General features: G+C 47.1%; 1 protein-coding gene. It reads left to right on the top strand.

From position 1 onward, the window contains the following. Nucleotides 1-21 precede the first annotated feature (21 nt). Nucleotides 22-207 carry an RRXRR domain-containing protein gene (locus LKK83_RS16020; RefSeq protein WP_442957321.1) on the top strand — a complete coding sequence of 62 codons (186 nt, stop codon included), beginning with the start codon at nt 22-24 and terminating at the stop codon, nt 205-207. Nucleotides 208-257 lie beyond the last annotated feature (50 nt).

The raw sequence follows: 257 nt of genomic DNA, 5'->3' as shown, positions 1-257 counted from the left end.
TCGGAGTTAGAGACAAACACCATGTCTAATTTTGTTTTCGTACTCGACACCCAACTCAAACCGCTAACGCCTTGCTCCCCCGGCACGGCACGGCGGTTGTTGAAGGCTCGGAAAGCGGCCATCTACCGTCGTTTTCCCTTCACGATTGTCCTTAAGAAAACCGTCGAGGAGACTCCCCAACCCTGCCGATTGATAATTGATAATTGATAATTGACAATTGTCAATTGACAATTGTCAATTATCGTGTCTCAAACCTG

Origin of the sequence: Phormidium sp. CCY1219, assembly GCF_035615515.1 — a bacterium.
In the GTDB taxonomy this organism is placed as follows: Bacteria; Cyanobacteriota; Cyanobacteriia; order Cyanobacteriales; family Laspinemataceae; genus CCY1219.
This window is presented reverse-complemented; position numbering and strand designations above follow the sequence as displayed.

Coding starts and splice junctions, on each gene's coding strand:
- LKK83_RS16020 (WP_442957321.1), top strand. CDS start 22: ATGTCTAATTTTGTTTTCGTACTCGACACCCAACTCAAACCGCTAACG.